The following is a 15,736-nucleotide window of genomic DNA, read 5'->3' on the forward strand; positions in this document are numbered from 1 at the left end:
GTCACGAGTCTGAGATGAAGGAAGCAATCGTGCGAAAGACCACAGCAAAGATCTTCGCCTCCACAGCATTGGTCATCGGCGTTCTTGCGCTGAGCGCCTGTGGTGGGCAGCCGAGCGCAGGCGAATCCGCCGGCTCCGGTGAAGGATCGGGCGGACTGACCGGTTCGGTGAACACCGATGGGTCGTCGACAGTCGCCCCTCTCACGGAAGCCGCAGCCGACTTGTTCCGCGATGAGGAGTCCGGAGTGAACGTCTCCGTCGCCACCTCGGGCACCGGTGGCGGCTTCAAGACCTTCTGCGCGGGCGAGACGGACATCTCCAACGCCTCCCGCGCCATCAAGGACGAAGAAGCCGCCGAGTGCGAGGCCGCCGGCATCGAGTACACCGAGATCATCGCGGCCAACGACGGCCTGTCCGTCGTCGTCAATCCCGAGAACGACTGGGCTGAAGACCTCACGGTCGAGCAGCTGAACAAGATCTGGGGTCCCGAGGCCGAGGGCGAGATCACGAACTGGAACCAGGTGGACTCGAGCTTCCCCGACCAGGCGATCACGCTGTTCGGTGCAGGCACCGACTCGGGAACGTTCGACTACTTCACCGACGCCATCAACGGTGAGGAGGGCGCGATTCGCACCGACTACAGCCCTTCGGAAGACGACAACATCACCATCCAGGGGGTCGCAGGTGACGTCGGTGCCATCGGGTTCCTCGGGCTCAGCTACGTCGAAGAGAACGAGGGCGTCATCAAGGCTGTCGCGGTCGACGGCGTCATGCCGAGCACCGAGACCGTCCAGGACGGCACCTACACTCCGCTCGGGCGCCCCCTGTTCATCTACGTGAACAACGCCTCGTACGTCGACAAGGAGCCGGTGAAGGCGTTCGTCGACTTCTACGTTGCCAACTCGCTCGACATCGCCGAGCGCGCCCTGTTCGTGCCGCTCACCGAGGAGCAGGTCACCACTGCCTCGGACGAGCTCGCGTCCCTCGGCTGAACCCGTCGCTCAGGACGCCACCCATGACCACCGTCACTGAGCGGCCCGGGGGCCCGGCTACCGGCCGGGCCCCCGCCCCCTCCTCCTCTTTCGCAGGCCGCCGCCGGCCCGGTGAGTTCCTCATCAAACTCTGCCTGCGCCTTGCCGCAGCCATCACGGTCATCACGACCGTGGGCATCGTCATCGCGCTCCTGGTCCCGTCCCTGAGCTTCTTCGCAGAGGTCTCACCGTTCGAGTTCCTCTTCGGGACACGCTGGGCCCCACGATTCGCGGACGCCTCCTTCGGCGTCCTCCCCCTGGTCACCGCCACCCTGTGGACCACGGTCATCGCGCTCCTCGTTGCCGTTCCTTTCGGCCTCGGTGCGGCGATCCTCCTCGCGGAGTATGCGAAACCGCGAGTGCGGAAGGTACTTAAGCCCCTGCTGGAGATCCTCGCGGGTATCCCGACTGTGGTCTACGGGTTCTTCGCGCTCCAGTTCGTTCAGGGCACCGTCCTCCGCGATTGGCTGCAGCTCCCCACCGGGGCGTTCAGCGTTCTCGCCGCCGGCCTCGTCATGGGAGTCATGATCATCCCGACCATCGCATCCATCGCCGAGGACGCGATGTCTGCTGTCCCCAGCGCGCTCCGTCAGGGAAGTGCCGCTCTTGGCGCAAACCGGATGCAGACCACTCTCCGCGTGGTCTTTCCGGCCGCGCTGTCTGGCATCGTCGCCGCCGTCGTTCTCGGAATCTCCCGAGCAGTCGGAGAAACGATGATTGTCGCAATCGCTGCGGGTAGTCAGGCGCAGCTCGTGAGCAATCCGCTGCAGCAGGGGCAGACGATGACCGGCTTCATCGCGAACGCCGCTCTCGGGGACTCCCGCGTCGGAAGCCTCGAGTACAACACTCTCTTCGCTGTCGGATTGCTGTTGTTCCTCATCACGCTGCTCATCAACTTCATCAGCATCCGCTTCGTTCGCCGATTCCGGGAGGCCTACTGATGTCCGCGCCCGCCATTCCCGAGTCCCGTGTGCTTAACGCGACCCGGCCGCTGAATACCGGCCGAAACGGCGAACTGCGTCCCACTGCGCTGATCTTCCTCGTACTTCTGTGGCTGTCGCTCTTCGTCGCGTTCGCTGTGCTCGTCACTCTGCTGATCACGATCTTCATCACCGGGCAGAACAAGCTCACCTGGAACCTGGTGACGAACTTCCCCTCCGCAGACCCGGAGGAAGCCGGAGCTCGTCCAGCCATCCTCGGATCGGTCTGGGCAATTGGTGCCACCGCCGTGATGACCCTCCCCCTCGGAATCGCCGCTGCCGTGCACCTCGAGGAGTTCGCCGACCGGAAGCGCTGGTTCAACCGGTTCGTCGAGCTCAACGTCCAGAACCTTGCCGCTGTCCCCTCAATCGTCTACGGTCTCCTCGCTCTCGCCTTCCTGTCGATGCTCGGAGTCACCAACAAGAACATCGTCATCGGTGGAGCATTCGCGCTGACGCTCCTCATCCTCCCGGTCATCATCATCGCCACCAGGGAGGCGCTGCGCGCCGTACCCCGGGAGATCCGCGACGGCTCGCTCGCGCTGGGGGCCACCCAATGGCAGACGACGTGGAGGCAGGTGCTTCCCGCGTCGGTCCCCGGTATCGCGACAGGCTCGATCCTCGCGCTGTCCCGAGCTCTCGGCGAAGCAGCCCCACTGCTCGTCCTCGGTGCACTCGTCTACATCACGTTCGATCCGAACGGTCTGCTCAGCGGCTACACCACGCTCCCCATCCAGATTTTCAACTGGACCGGGCGCCCGCAGGAGGGATTCCACGAGCTCGCCGGCGCCACAAGCCTCCTCCTGCTCGCCGTTCTCATCCTGATGAACGCCCTCGCCATCTTCATCCGCAACAAGTTCCAGAAACGGTGGTAAACCCATGAGCACCTCCACGAGCACCTCGACGAGCGCAGCGGCGCCGACGGCGGCACACACCCACTTCCAGGCCGCAGACTCACGGCGGGTTGCCGAAACCCCCAGCGGACTCATCCGTTGCGAAGACGTCAATGTGTACTACGGGGACTTCCGGGCCGTCACAGGCGTCAACCTCGAGTTCGGACGCAACGAGATCACCGCGCTCATCGGCCCCTCCGGTTGCGGCAAATCCACGCTCCTGCGCTCCCTGAACCGCATGAACGACCTCGTCGACGGTGCCCGCGTCGAAGGAAACGTCATCTTTCAAGAGGAAGACATCTACGCGAAGGGCGTCGACCCCATCGAGGTCCGACGACGCATCGGGATGGTCTTCCAAAAGCCGAACCCGTTCCCGAAGTCGATCTACGACAACATCGCCTACGGCCCTCGCGTCACAGGGATGAAGGTCGACAACATGGACGACCTCGTCGAGGAGGCACTCACACGCTCAGCACTCTGGGGCGAGGTGAAAGACAAGCTCAAGCAGTCCGCGTTCGGACTCTCCGGCGGCCAGCAGCAGCGCCTATGCATCGCGCGCACCATCGCGGTGCAGCCCGACGTGATCCTGATGGATGAGCCGTGCTCGGCCCTCGATCCCATCGCCACCTCGCGGATCGAAGACCTCATGCACGAGCTGCGCCAGGACTACACAATCATCATCGTCACCCACAACATGCAGCAGGCTGCACGAGTCGCCGACCGCACGGCATTCTTCACCGCCCTGGCCGACGAGACCACCGGAGACCGCACAGGAGTCCTGGTGGAATACGACCTCACCAAGAACATCTTCGAGCAGCCGCAGGACCAGCGCACGGAGGACTACATCAGCGGACGATTCGGATGACCTCCCTGTCTGGTGGTGATCCGCGGTTCGTTCTGCACGGGCGCAGTTCGGAGATCCTTCGTGGGAGCTTCGCCGAGTTCAGACATGCAGGCGTCCCGATAACGGTGCACGCTGAGATCGTCGATGCGCTGGCAGACTTGGCCCACGACTACGAGGCCTCGCTCGTCCTCGCCGGCGGGGAGTCGGTCGACCGGCTCGCGGCCATCGTGCAGATCGCCGAGCCGGTGTGCGGAGGACCGATCTTCTTCGGGGTGAGCGAAGACACGGAGACGTCGATGATCGAAGCTGCGATGCGAGCAGGAATGCGTGGCACCATCCGCCTCCCCATCACCCCCGACCGATTGCGTGAATTGGCGCGCCTCCACCCACGGACAGGCCCGCTTGACCGCACCCTCCGATTCGGGGAACTGACCCTCGACATCACGCACCGCAGCCTCCGCTGGCAGAAGCATGCGCTGTTGCTTCCCCCGCGCGAATTCGAACTTCTGCATCAGATCATGCGCGCGTACCCGGAGAGCGTGAGCATTGACACACTCGCCCTCGCGTTCGGCTCCGATCTCGAGGATCCGCACGCTTCTGTTCGCGTCGCCATGACAAAACTGCGGGCCCGGCTGGCGACTTTTGCCCCCGCACAAGCCCTCATCGAGACGGTGCGAGTGGCCGGCTACCGACTCGCGTCCTGAGGCTCCACTTTGAGCTCGACCAGGAGCTGAAGCACCCGGGCGCGAATGTCGTCTCTAACGCCACGAAGACCGTCTTCATCGAGTTCCAACGGATCCGGCAGATCCCACTCCATGTAACGGCGCCCAGGGAAGACGGGGCACGCATCCCCACACCCCATCGTGATGACGTAGTCGGCGGCACGCACCACTTCGTCGGTCAGCGGTTTCGGGAACTCGCCCCAGAGCTCCACGCCCACTTCCTCCAGTGCCGCGGCAACACGAGGGTGTGCGCCCTCCGCCGGTGAGGATCCAGCCGTGCGCACGTGCACCCGGCCGCCAGACAGATGGCGGAGTAAGGCTCCAGCCATCTGCGACCTCCCCGCATTCTGCACGCACACAAACAGGACCTCAGGAGTATCACGCAAAACCAAACCCTGACTCGTTGCCAGCGCATCCAGGCGGTCGGCCGCGTACCGGGCGGTCATAGTCAACAGGTGCTCGCGCACTCGCGTCCGCTGGCTCAGAAGGAGGTAACTCTGAGCGACATAACCCGCCACTGTCTCGCGGCTGAACGTCGAGCTGAATCGGTACGAGAGGTCGTCAACGATGGTGGACACAGCGCGCGGCAGAGCCGTGACGGAAGCCTCGGGGGTTGTCGGCTCAATCGACTCACTCGACAGCAATCTCCCGAACCGGACCCAGGCGTCGGCTGTCGGCACCCAGACATCGCCATCGCTACGGATGAGATCAACGAGCTCCAGCGAGTGAATTGCCTGCTCGACGACCGATAGATCGGCGTTCAGAACAACAGCTATCTCCGTGGCCTTGATTCCGGAGGCAAGCGCACTGAGAACCCGGAGCGTATCGGGGTTGCCGAGAACTGACACTTGACCGGCCCGTTCCCGGGCAGCCTGCTCCCCGAGGGGGCTCCCCACTCGGTGCGGCGGCTCCTCGTTCATCGGAGGAAGTCCTCGACGGCGCTACGGCGCGTCGGGTGCACGGAGAGCCAGCCGAGCTTGCCGTCCTGCTCGCGTGCCAGGAATCCGTCGTCCAACAGAATGCGGACGTGATGGGTCACTGTCGGCTGACGCAACCCCAACGCCTCCGCTAGTTGGCCAACTGTCGCTCGCTCGTCAGCCGAACCCAGAATGATGCTCAAGATCTGCAACCGAGTCGGATCAGCGACCGCCCTCAACGTCCGCGCCAGCTCCTCAGCAGCACCACGATTGAGCGCAGCTCCGACCCGAGGCTTCGGTGCGGGCTGAGCGGTCATGCGAGGATTCTAGTTGCCGAACCTTGCGAGCCCCTCAGACGTGCCGGTGCTCGAAACGTGCGGGACTGGGGCGTGACTACTTCGCAAACATGTCGCCGCGAAGCTTCGATGCGGCGTGCAAACGGAGGAGCTCTATGCTGAGAGCCGCGCTTGCCGGGCTGCTTTGAGACAAGCTCTTCGCGGCAACTGCGAGGGCGGGACGAGCGGCGTTTCGGTCGAGAGCGATCAGCATGTCGACCGAGACTCCGAGGGAACGTCCTCGCCAGACAGCACCAGGTGTCTGCAGTTGCTCCACAAGGAGTAGGACCTCCGCCGCCGGGCTGGAGGCCCGGGCTAGTGCATGTGCGAGGATCGCCGCGTCGGCGTGAATCGGTCCGGGTTCGGGCCTTATGTATTTCCGTCCCTCGGTCAACGTCGTTCGTGCCTGCTTAGCAAGATGAGACATACCCGCGCTATTGTCGCTCAATGCGCGGGTGGCGAGATTCGATTGATTCTCGCGGCTGAGCTCGTGCAGTGCCTCAAGAACGAGGGCTTGCTCGCGACCGCCTTGCTCCAAACCAGTGGCCAGAAGACTGGCAACGTTGGCCGGCATGCCATCGGCGAGATCTGCGAACTGGCTCACAGCAGCGCTGAGGAGTTTGCGTCGTGTCGCCGGGAACTCGATCCCGAAGTTGTCGAGGTAGAGGTCGCCGGCGAGGCTCGCGCCGAGGGCGGTAATCGGTGACTCGGCACATTGGGTGTCGTACTGAACGACGATGTCGATGAGGTCATCGATGAGGTGCTCGCGACGCTTCAGCAGACGGCCCGCCGCGAGCAGCCACGTGTTGCGCCAGTGACTCGATGGCACGAGTTCGCGTAGGTTCTGCAAGACAACCTGTTCGTCGCCATCGGTGATCGCGCGTGCCGCCATGTACTCCTGCAACGATCGAACTTCGAACTCGTACTTCGATGCCTTCGGAGAGACGAGCATGACCAGTCGCTCCGTCGAAAGCTTCAGAAGGGTCGTCGCGATCGACTCCGATTCGCTCTCCTCAAATCCAGCCGAGCTGAGCCGACGGCGAAGGATGCGGGAGATCTCGGACTTCGTGAGGATGGCATCCGAGTTCCCTGGTCTCTCAGTACGCGCCTGCAACTTGAGCCCAGCCTGCTCGTGAAGATGATCGATGTGCGGACGCAGCGACTTGAGCTCCGTGAACGCTTCACTTTTCGCCAGTTCCCGGTCGTAGACGACGCGATAGTACCGATCGAACAACTCGAATCGATCGGTCGGCAGATCGACTGCTTCTTCGGCGAGAGCAGTCATGATCGTCACCTGCAAGGGAGTTGTCATCAGTCGTTGCGTGACTCGTTCGTGGACCGCCGTGATGAGCCTTTGTGCAACCTGCTCGGCGAGGTCCGGATCGTCGACTGCCCGCAACGCGGTGAGTGCTTCCGAGTAGCTGATCGCTTCCGTTTCGGTGAGTTCCGACAGGGCGATCTGCGTGCAGGGAAACGCATCGTCGAACTCCCGTCGATATCCCTGTGGACGTGTTGTGGCGACGAAGAGCACGTCCGCCTTTTCAGAGCTGAGCTCGCTCACCAGCGCTGTGACCGCCTCGATTAGCCGGCTGCGGATCTTCGCGTCAGGCACCTCATCAAGGCCGTCGAGCACGAGGCATGACGGCCAGGTGCGAAACCAATCCAGCAGCGCACCTGGGTCTGACTTTTTCCCCCGAATCAGGATGGAGTCTGCGATGTAGGTCAGCAACGAAAACGTCGACGGGGAGGATGCGATCGCGGCCCCCGCCTTCGCCAGCTCGATCACAAACGGCCATCGACGTTTCTGCGGGTTCGGGATACCAGCCTTTCTGAGCCGTGAGTTGAGGCCATCGAAGGCGGATTGTGCTCTCTCGCCGTAAGCCCCGATATTCGTGTCGGCGAGGAAGGCGACACGATACGTGTGGGCGATCACCTGGGCGATCGTGCTCTTGCCCTGGCCTGGGCCCCCGACGATGACCACTCCACGGGGTCCCCGCCCGGCGACGGTCGACAAGGGGAGGTCACCGATCTGCACCGTCTCTGCCGCAGTCATCATCCGCCGCTGGCCCTCCCCGCCCGCGGTCGCCCCGGCAGTGAACGGCAGATCAATAGCGATGTCCGCGAGCCGCACCTTCGACGCATCGTTGTACCCCGCATCGCCCGTTCGAACCCATTGCCTGTTGATCAGCTCGGCAACTGCGTGCCCAGCAAGGCGATCTACCTCCAGCGCCGTCTTCTCGGGGAGCAGCTCGGCGACTTGCGCAAGAAAGTCTCCGGTAACGATCTGCTCCAAGTACCGCTGCCGAATAGAGGTATGGGTGTCGAGCAGTACGCGAATCTCGTCGTAGTCCCAGACGTACCAGCCACGCAGACCCAAGTCTTCTGCGTTGGCCGCGAGGAGCTCATCAAACTGATCACGACCGCCAACGCCTTTGGTCCCGGTCAGCACGACGTTCGTGGCGAACAACAGGTACTCCGGGGTCTTCTCACCGACTCTCCTTTTTACGAGCCAGCCACGCAACTCTGAGCGAACCTCATCAAGAAACCACCGCCAGTCAGCTGTCGTCGAGACCGGCTTTTCGTTGTACTTCATTTGAATGACGCCGTAACCGTCCCACTTCGCGCCCGCGCCAATCGGGAAGTCGACTCGGCCGTCGAAGGTTGCGTCGCGCTGTGCGTCGCGACCTGATCCAAACGGTCTGACGCCATTCCCCAGCTCAGCCTTCGCGAGCGCCTGGAGCATGTGCTCGAACTGCTGCCAGCCCATTCGGTTGAGGTTGTAGTGGCCCATAGAGTCCCTCCGGGTCAACGTCGACGCCTATGAGGCGCATTAGAGACATTCTGTACCAGTGCTGCTGCCTATCCGGCTGAACCGGCGAGCGAACGCGTTCGACCGTACGGGGTTCTCCCGGCGACGAGAAACGATCCCAATCCGATCACCAGCGCGCACATTTGAGCCGAGTAGGGCGAGGCCTGAGCTCCGCCCGCCTGCCATTGAACCGATCGGATCCTCGACGTCAATGCCCAGGGAAACCTCCCCTTCCGGTGAAGGCTCATCTACGCTGTCGCACATGGATGAAACCGATGGCCAGCCACGGCCCCGCCCTTGGCAAGCACAGCCATCCACCGATGTGATCGCGGCGTTCACTGACGCCGTCGCTCGATTGAACGCCGACGGGGACTTCATCGTTCGAGCGCTGACTGACCAGCTGCTCGCAGAGCGACCGATCGCGGACCAAGAAGAGCTGACGCCGCAGGAGATCAGCTATCTCACCCGGTCCAAGGCCTTCACGCCCGAGTCGTTCGAGAAGACATCGACTCGGGTTGCTCGCGGCGGTCTTCTGGCGAGCGAAGCGAGCACCCTTCTGACGGGCGTGCTTCAAACCATGTCCGCGTCCGCAGCCGCTGCCTTCTTGAGTATGGACGAGGACTCGCTCTTCGCCGCCGCCGATCGTGGCGAGTTGTACGCCGTCGATGTTGCCCACTCCAGACGGTTTCCGTCGTGGCAGTTCAGTCTCTCGTCGCCAGGAAAAATCCTGCCGCACCTGACCGAGATCATCGACATTGTGAAAGACAAAGGATGGGTGTCGGTATCGGCTCTCATGGCGACGCCCCAGTCGATCATGGTCACCGACGGGCAGCAGAGCCCTGTGGAATGGTTCAGGCGCGGCGGCGACGCGGAGACCCTGGCTCGGATCATCGAGGCCCAGAAGTGGCGATAGAGCTCCTGCTGGGGACGCGAATTCATGCGCGCCGCCGCTCTCGCATGTCGCCTACGGCGTTTGGCCTCGAGCTGCGAGAAACTCCGTCGCCGTCTCAACCCGATACCGCTCGTCGACGTAGTTTGCCGGAGTGAGATTTCGGGTTACGAAGAGCGTGCTCAGGCGAAACTGCTCGCCTTCAGGCGGGTCCCCGAGTCCGAGGCGCGTCGCAATGCTCGCGACGTGGAGCGCTAGTTCGCTCTCCTTGCGGGCTAGCTGCGTGGCGTAGCAGGGCTTGGTCCCGCGGTCTCCTACCTGGTCCCGGAAGAAGGCGCGCAGTTGGCGCGCCGTCTCGGCGAATCCGTGAACCGATGCGGGGTCTTTCGCCTCAATCAGCCACACGGTGCTATCGCCAGGGCGTCCGCACACGAGGTCAACTTCGGTTGTGAGAGTCGGCACCCCGAGTCGCGCTTGGTCGTTGGGTTTCACGCGGGCGACCGTGGTGTATCCGAGTTCCTCTAGCCGATCTTGAAGGAACCTTTCGAACCGAATGTTGCGGCGCGCACGGCGGCCCGCAAGCGCGTTGCTGACAGGCTGAGGAACGTCCCCCGCCCAGGGAAGAACTCCTTGGAGGAGGTGGCGGTAGTAGACCTGAAAGGACGTCAGTAGATACTGGGGGCTGACAATAAGTCGTCCGTCCGAGTCTTGCACCAGCGGTTGCACGAGGAGCCGGTGACGCCGTGTGCGCGTTTGCCAGGGCTTCCACTCCACGGCTTGTATCTGGACGGGCGTGCTGGTGAGCATCCGGATAGCGGCTTCGACACGCGTTCTCTGCGACTCATCCGCGCCCTGGCCCAGCGCATCACAGACCCATGCTGTTGCCTCGGCCACGGTGACGTGCGCGGTCGTCCTGCCCGGCTCGAAGGTCTCCCACTTTGCGAGTGCGGCGAGGGTGGAGAGCATGTCCTGCGACGTCGCTCCCCATGCCTGCTGGAACGCGCCCTCGACGTCGTCTCCTTCGTTCGCCTGTTGCAGCGAGTCGTCATCTTGAGTGCCATGCAGCCGAACGCTTGCAGCCGCGCGGCTCAGTTCGTCGTTTCGCAGGCCCCACGCCGATGCGTCGGGATGCGGATCTTCGTCGACGGCGAGCTCGTACATTGGGCTGAGGCTGATGACTGCGGGCGCGACTTGGTGATACATCCGCTCGCTCAGTGTGGTCGCGGTGAGGTACGCATCTGCGGCGGCAAGAAGACCGCTCCACGCCTGAGGAGTGATCGGCTTCGCTTCCGTCGGCTTGTCCAGGATGCGTAAGGCAGCTTCCACCACGATCTCGTTACATTGACGAAGCTGAAGTGTCTCCGCCGAGAGCTCGGCGGTGCGGGTGAGCGGGTCCCATTCGGTAGAGAAGTTCGCGGCGACTCGGGACAGATCGTCTTGCTGATGAATAGCGCTGTCCATCACTCTCGCCAGCTGCTCCATCCCCGTCAACACCACCTCGCTCACGTCGTGTCTCTTGATTCCTTCCATCAGAGTTTCGAGAGCAACCGGCGCAAGATGCTCGCGGATAAGTCGATTCGCGTCGTCCGCTCGGTACTCTCCCGGTTCGACGCCGGCACCGTGGAGTCGTCGCCCCAAAGCCGCAACCATGCGGCTCTCGTCAGAGGGTCGTAGACGCCACGGATCAGGCAGGTGATTGAGAGTGGTCCGCGCCTGCTTCATCTCCAAGATGAGAAAGGGCTTCGCTGTGCGCCACTGGTCGCGGAGCGCCGCCGCCGCTTCGACATCCACGCCTCCCGCGCGGAGCAGATCGAACACTGCGTCCCCTGTTAGGAGATTCGCCGCGTACGGATCTCCATTCGCCGAATCTGCGAATCCCTCGACATCGATGCGCCACAAAAAGTTGACTGGTTCATCGACGGCACGCGCGTGCGGGTCGAGATACGGCGTGACCACGCCGGATGATTCACCCGAGACCGCTTCCGATGTGTGGAGATAGAGGACGTATCCGGGCACATCGATCGCCTGGTGCGCGGAACGCCATCGATCACCAAGCGCAGCAAAGCCGTAGATCAGCCCGCCGCACAAGTCAAAGACGAACCGTCGGTAGTCGGCGGACAGGTCCTCCGAGCTCGCCCGTGCCACAGCGACGGGGGGTTCGGTAAGCGCGAGGGACCAACCGACGACATCCGGCGCGGTATTGACGCCGCGGTCGACGTCGTAGGTGGCGTCACCTTCGAGCGCCGCGACATTGGCGACCGGCCCCGGAGCAACCTCCGCTGCTCGCAGGTCACGAAGCGGAGGGAGCCCGACTCTGAGGAGCGACGCTTCGAGATCCGATAGCTCTACCGCGCGATCCCACTCGGCCTCGCCCGCGTGGGCTTCAAAGTAGATGGCGGTGGGTACCATGCCACCCTTGAAGAACGACTTGCCATTGGCCTTCCATGGCTCCCAGTAGTTGATCGCCTCCCACCCGAAACTCTCGGGGAAATCGGGAGCGCTCAGATCCCGCGCGAATGCGTAGAGATCATCGCGGGACGTGGCCGTTTCTGAGATCCAAGTCAGGTCTTCGAGCGCGAGGTTTGCTTCGCCGAAAGCTTGCGGCACAGCGATGTGACCGGCCGCGGCGAAAACCGTCAGCGGAATGACCTCCGCGCCCGGCCTGATGGTTCCTTGTCGTCCGCCCGCCATGCGCACCGACAGTGGACCGGCGTGCGACCTCATCTGTTTCGCCAGCTCCACTGAGCCGATGCGCGGCGGTGGGGTGGACCCCAGGTCGGGAACATAAATGACCGAGACAGCTATGCATGTGGATGGGTTCACCGGCACCAGCCACTGAACGTCGATCCCTCGAAGCGGGGAATCGACACTTTCGCTGCTGGGAGGGGATTCGATCAAGCTGTTGGAAAAGCGCCATAGGGCCCGGCGGATCTGGTTCAGACAAGAAACCCTGAGGGCTCGTCGCGCATGCCCGTCTCGATCGAGCGCGGATGCCAGTTCTTGTACGGCATGAGCCATGATCTCTGGGATGAAGAGTGGCGGCACCCATCGGAATCCGCCCGCTGAGTCAGCAAAGCGAAGGAACCTCCCGAACGGACTGGACGGACTCTCAGCATCGAATGCGGCCTCACTTGCGGAGATCGTCATCCATTCCAACGCTCGCTTGTCAGCCTCACCGAGTTCGATGTGGTCGAGAGGGCCCAGATTGAGGAAGGCCCGCGTCGCTTCGAACTCAACGTCCGGCAATGAAACCTCATCGTTGAGCTCGAGATCCGGGGCTGGCACCCACGCGTCCGCAAGGTGGCGGACGCAGTAGTCGCCGTACCTCATCGCCACGTTCACCACGTTCGCAATACCGAATCGAAATCGCCTGCGGAGCCGACCGTCTACCGCTTCCGCCATTCTGAGCGCACGCGTGAGGTCGGCTACCGGCCGTTCGGTGAGGCCAGGAACTGCACGCAGCGACTCCGAGCCGACTGCGAGGAAGGCTGTTCGGGTCGGGTCGGTCGGGATGAAGTCCTCACGCGCCGGGCCGATCCCATAGGTGGTAGCCGCTAGATCGGACAGTGCTTGGATCGACGGCAACGGGTGGTAATCGTCTGATGCCGGAGCGGCGGAGGCTCGTAGTGCTGCCGCGAAGCTGCTTCCCAAAGTCACCGATCGATGCCTGTTGCCCGGGGAAGTGGCGGCGGCGAATATCAACGTCCAGAGCTCGTCCGGCTCGTACGCTGAAAAGGCCTGTTCGAGTGCGTCTGGCTCCCGTTGCGTGGCGCTCACCGCGCGCGGTTGAGATCGAGGCCGCTTGTTTCTACGAGAATTTTTGCTCTTCCCCACGCAAGCATTCAAGCGTAGGCCAACGACATCCTCGCTGATTGCTGCGCGTTGAAGACGTTGCCCGCAGGGGAGGAAGGTGGCCAACGGGTGGGGTGCCGCCTTGAATGCGCGGACGATATGCCTCCTTCAGCGCCACCGCTCCCGCGCCAGGGAGCGCTTGACCGTCCGCACCTTGACACCTTCCTCGGATGCATACACGCAAAAGCGCGCGTAAGATAATGCGTGTACGCGCTAACCAGATGACGACGCGAGGAGGCCAGATGGCCGTGAAGAAAAGTCGCACCCGTGCCGCCTCGGCTCGCGTCGCCGGTCACGAGATCGCTGTGAGCCGCGGCACTGTGACAGGTCGATTCCTCGACGGGAAACCAAAGCTCGTCGGGGCGACCAAGGCCCCAGCAAAGACCGACGTACAAGCCGGTGTCGAGCGCCTTGCGCAGGTGGCGAAGACGTCAAACGTCGACGTGTCCGTGTTCAACGCACTCATCGACGAGCTCGCCGATGCGATGACCGACCGTCAATCGACCGAACTGGGCCTCACAGAGCAGGAAGCCAACTTCCTGATCGAGTCCGGCGATTTCACTCCGGAGGAGCTCGCCGAGGCAGCCGCATTCGTCACCAGCGGTGGGCTCGCCAAGCTCGAGCGCGAGACCCACGTGCGAGCCCTAACCAACACGTACACTGCATCCGAAGTCGCAGCGCTACTCGGCATCGATGCCTCCAGTGTGCGTCACCGCCAGAGCAAGAACACCCTGTACAGCTTCCGGGCCGGAAGGATCCGCCTCTACCCTCGATGGCAGTTCATTCCCGGCGCCAAAGTCTCGACGATCCCCCACCTCCCCCTGCTCGTCCGAGCGATCCCATCCGACTGGGATCCGGCCGACGTCGAAGGCTTCATGACGACACCTCAAGACGACTTGCGGTCGACCGATGAGTCTGTCGACCCCAAGGAATGGATGACGCCGATCGAGTGGCTGGCTGCCGCGAAGGACCCTGCACTCGTAGTGGACATCCTCGAAGACGCCGACATCACGTGAGCCCGTCGAACGCGAAGGTCCCCGCAACGCCCCCGGCGCCGCTCACATTCGACGCCGGCGAGCACCTGAGACCCTACGATGGGCTGCTCTGGCGGGTCTTCGCTACAAGGGGTGCTCACCCACAGGCGTGGAATGAGTTGCGGCACTTCGGGCCGATCAGAACCATGCGCTTTGACCCGCATCCCGAGCCGCAGCAGCATCATCCCGACTGTGGCGTGATGTACGCAGCTGCTGGATCTGCAACAGCTCTCGGCGAGGTGTTTCAGAAGGGCCGGCTAATCAATCGGCGCGCTCGCGGAAACACCCTCGCGGCCTGGCGTCCGACGCGGGAGCTTCAGTTGCTGGACCTCACCAGCAACTGGCCTGTGATCAACGGCACGACCTCTTCGATTCAGATGGGGCCCAAGCGATACACCCGGAACTGGGCGAATGCGATTCATGACCAGCTTGGGTCGAGCATCGACGGGCTCTACCATGTGTCGTCGATCGACTTCGGCCCGATGGTGACACTGTTCTCGCCCGCCGAGGACTCGTTCCCGCAGCTGCCGTCGGTGCACACCCGCCTGGACTCATCCAGTGCGAACGTTTACCTAGCGAAAGCCGTGAAGAAACTCGGCTACCGCGTCGAGAAGTAGGCGCCAACCGTCGGTCTCGAGGGGGCGCCGTCCCCGGCGACTGTCGGACCCTATCCGTATGATCTCTTCAGCGGAAGTTCTCGAATGCAGAGAAGTCGCGAACCCGCTTTACACCGGACTTAGTCCGATTTCATCGCGATTCTGACACGACTATCTTCCGCTGGGGACCGGCAACGCTGAGGCGACCCGCAGGCGATGAGCCAGTCCGCCTCGCCTCGGCTACTTCCCGATCGAGGCGAGAAGAATCCGCACGAGCGTGTCGTGCGCGTCGGCCTCGTCGATGCGCGAGGCGAGCACTGCGCCGGCGAGCACGTCTGCCGATGCGAACGCCGCCTCCAGGACGATCGGATCGATGTTCTCGGCGCCGACGACGCGGGCGAGCGCGGCGCGACAGCGCTCCGCATATGACGCCACCGACTCGTGACGCATCCGCGCGAGCACCGGCGTGCCCTGGAGAGCGGCGACTACTCCCGCCATCTCCACGCCTTCCGCGCGGGCGCAGGCGATATAGCTCGCCGCGATGACGTCGATGACCCCCTCGGCGTCGGGCCGGGCGCTCGCCAGTGCGGCCTCGAGGGACGCATCCTGGCGCTCGTCGAACTGACGGTACAACGCGGCGAAGAGCCCCGGTCGGTCACCGAAGTGCTCGTAGGCGACGGGCTTCGTGATCCCGGCCCGGTCGGCGAGCGCGCCGAGGGTCAGTGCGTCTGCCCCCTCCGCGCGGATCATCTCCCGCGCGACGCTCAGCAGCTGCGCACGACGGTCGGCCCTCGACAGTCGCGGTCGCGCGCCCTCTCTCGCCTTCGTCATCCC

General features: G+C 63.5%; 13 protein-coding genes. 8 read left to right on the forward strand and 5 right to left on the reverse strand.

The window, feature by feature from the left end; genetic code table 11:
- Positions 1–29 precede the first annotated feature (29 nt).
- From AB0E56_RS01335 to AB0E56_RS01355, 5 genes are all read left to right on the forward strand, one after another.
- Positions 30–992, forward strand: coding sequence for a PstS family phosphate ABC transporter substrate-binding protein (locus AB0E56_RS01335; protein ID WP_359796286.1), 963 nt, complete (start codon positions 30–32; stop codon positions 990–992).
- Between the two features lie 23 nt (positions 993–1,015).
- Positions 1,016–1,972 (forward strand): phosphate ABC transporter permease subunit PstC, encoded by a 957-nt coding sequence (gene pstC / locus AB0E56_RS01340; protein ID WP_183151622.1) that lies wholly within the window; start codon positions 1,016–1,018, stop codon positions 1,970–1,972.
- Positions 1,972–2,886: a phosphate ABC transporter permease PstA gene (pstA, locus tag AB0E56_RS01345; protein ID WP_183151621.1), complete on the forward strand. Its 915-nt coding sequence runs from the start codon at positions 1,972–1,974 to the stop codon at positions 2,884–2,886. The genes pstC and pstA overlap by 1 nt, the downstream gene beginning before the upstream one ends.
- Before the next feature lie 4 nt (positions 2,887–2,890).
- Positions 2,891–3,769 carry a phosphate ABC transporter ATP-binding protein PstB gene (gene pstB / locus AB0E56_RS01350; protein ID WP_345941141.1) on the forward strand — a complete coding sequence of 293 codons (879 nt, stop codon included), beginning with the start codon at positions 2,891–2,893 and terminating at the stop codon, positions 3,767–3,769.
- A gap of 104 nt (positions 3,770–3,873) precedes the next feature.
- Entirely contained in the window at positions 3,874–4,452 is a 579-nt protein-coding gene (locus AB0E56_RS01355; RefSeq protein WP_017201971.1) for a winged helix-turn-helix domain-containing protein, read from the forward strand.
- On the opposite strand, the gene AB0E56_RS01360 is transcribed toward AB0E56_RS01355, so the two are convergent.
- The 3 genes from AB0E56_RS01360 to AB0E56_RS01370 form a co-directional block, all read right to left on the reverse strand.
- Positions 4,434–5,390 (reverse strand): arsenate reductase ArsC, encoded by a 957-nt coding sequence (locus AB0E56_RS01360; protein WP_183151619.1) that lies wholly within the window; start codon positions 5,388–5,390, stop codon positions 4,434–4,436. The two genes, AB0E56_RS01355 and AB0E56_RS01360, sit on opposite strands and share 19 nt — an antisense overlap.
- Positions 5,387–5,704, reverse strand: a complete 318-nt coding sequence (locus tag AB0E56_RS01365) for a metalloregulator ArsR/SmtB family transcription factor (RefSeq protein WP_183151618.1) — start codon at positions 5,702–5,704, stop codon at positions 5,387–5,389. Before AB0E56_RS01365 ends, AB0E56_RS01360 begins: the two co-directional genes overlap by 4 nt.
- 76 nt (positions 5,705–5,780) lie before the next feature.
- Entirely contained in the window at positions 5,781–8,513 is a 2,733-nt protein-coding gene (locus AB0E56_RS01370) for a hypothetical protein (protein WP_183151617.1), read from the reverse strand.
- A gap of 280 nt (positions 8,514–8,793) precedes the next feature.
- On the opposite strand from AB0E56_RS01370, the gene AB0E56_RS01375 reads away from it, so the two are divergent.
- Entirely contained in the window at positions 8,794–9,444 is a 651-nt protein-coding gene (locus AB0E56_RS01375) for a hypothetical protein (protein ID WP_183151616.1), read from the forward strand.
- 51 nt (positions 9,445–9,495) lie between these two features.
- Here the strand turns inward: AB0E56_RS01375 and AB0E56_RS01380 are convergent, their stop codons facing one another.
- Positions 9,496–13,197, reverse strand: coding sequence for a hypothetical protein (locus AB0E56_RS01380; RefSeq protein WP_183151615.1), 3,702 nt, complete (start codon positions 13,195–13,197; stop codon positions 9,496–9,498).
- A 245-nt stretch (positions 13,198–13,442) separates the two neighbouring features.
- On the opposite strand from AB0E56_RS01380, the gene AB0E56_RS01385 reads away from it, so the two are divergent.
- Together AB0E56_RS01385 and AB0E56_RS01390 are read left to right on the forward strand one after the other, a co-directional pair.
- Positions 13,443–14,288 (forward strand): hypothetical protein, encoded by an 846-nt coding sequence (locus AB0E56_RS01385; protein ID WP_359796287.1) that lies wholly within the window; start codon positions 13,443–13,445, stop codon positions 14,286–14,288.
- Positions 14,204–14,923 (forward strand): RES domain-containing protein, encoded by a 720-nt coding sequence (locus tag AB0E56_RS01390; RefSeq protein WP_359796288.1) that lies wholly within the window; start codon positions 14,204–14,206, stop codon positions 14,921–14,923. The genes AB0E56_RS01385 and AB0E56_RS01390 overlap by 85 nt, the downstream gene beginning before the upstream one ends.
- A 219-nt stretch (positions 14,924–15,142) precedes the next feature.
- Here the strand turns inward: AB0E56_RS01390 and AB0E56_RS01395 are convergent, their stop codons facing one another.
- Positions 15,143–15,733, reverse strand: coding sequence for a helix-turn-helix domain-containing protein (locus tag AB0E56_RS01395; RefSeq protein WP_359796289.1), 591 nt, complete (start codon positions 15,731–15,733; stop codon positions 15,143–15,145).
- Positions 15,734–15,736: the final 3 nt, after the last annotated feature.

Origin of the sequence: Microbacterium sp. NPDC028030, from assembly GCF_040637855.1 — a bacterium.
GTDB lineage: Bacteria > Actinomycetota > Actinomycetes > Actinomycetales > Microbacteriaceae > Microbacterium.

Coding starts and splice junctions, on each gene's coding strand:
- pstC (WP_183151622.1), top strand. CDS start 1,016: ATGACCACCGTCACTGAGCGGCCCGGGGGCCCGGCTACCGGCCGGGCC.
- pstA (WP_183151621.1), top strand. CDS start 1,972: ATGTCCGCGCCCGCCATTCCCGAGTCCCGTGTGCTTAACGCGACCCGG.
- pstB (WP_345941141.1), top strand. CDS start 2,891: ATGAGCACCTCCACGAGCACCTCGACGAGCGCAGCGGCGCCGACGGCG.
- AB0E56_RS01360 (WP_183151619.1), bottom strand. CDS start 5,390: ATGAACGAGGAGCCGCCGCACCGAGTGGGGAGCCCCCTCGGGGAGCAG.
- AB0E56_RS01365 (WP_183151618.1), bottom strand. CDS start 5,704: ATGACCGCTCAGCCCGCACCGAAGCCTCGGGTCGGAGCTGCGCTCAAT.
- AB0E56_RS01370 (WP_183151617.1), bottom strand. CDS start 8,513: ATGGGCCACTACAACCTCAACCGAATGGGCTGGCAGCAGTTCGAGCAC.
- AB0E56_RS01375 (WP_183151616.1), top strand. CDS start 8,794: ATGGATGAAACCGATGGCCAGCCACGGCCCCGCCCTTGGCAAGCACAG.
- AB0E56_RS01385 (WP_359796287.1), top strand. CDS start 13,443: ATGCATACACGCAAAAGCGCGCGTAAGATAATGCGTGTACGCGCTAAC.
- AB0E56_RS01390 (WP_359796288.1), top strand. CDS start 14,204: ATGGATGACGCCGATCGAGTGGCTGGCTGCCGCGAAGGACCCTGCACT.
- AB0E56_RS01395 (WP_359796289.1), bottom strand. CDS start 15,733: ATGACGAAGGCGAGAGAGGGCGCGCGACCGCGACTGTCGAGGGCCGAC.